Raw genomic sequence first — 223 nt, forward strand, 5'->3', positions numbered from 1 at the left:
GCAACAGAACTTTGATAATTTCTTTTGAGCTTGTCATATCGAGTAGCTATTCCTCTAAATTGCTTTAATCTACAAAACATATTTTCAACTAAATGCCTGATTTTATATAAACACCAGTCCATATGGTCATTGTTCGATTGGCTATTTGTTTTCTTTGGTATATTCGCTTTAGTCCCTGTTTTCCTGATCTGTTCACGCAGTGGTTCTGAATCATAGCCTTTAT

1 protein-coding gene is annotated in these 223 nt (G+C 34.1%); it reads right to left on the minus strand.

The window, feature by feature from the left end; all coding sequences use genetic code 11:
- On the minus strand, window positions 1–223 hold a 223-nt coding region (locus WFH18_RS18215; RefSeq protein ID WP_336755464.1), incomplete at both ends, for a transposase.

This window comes from Acinetobacter sp. USHLN143 (assembly GCF_037145695.1).
Taxonomy (GTDB): domain Bacteria; phylum Pseudomonadota; class Gammaproteobacteria; order Pseudomonadales; family Moraxellaceae; genus Acinetobacter; species Acinetobacter fasciculus.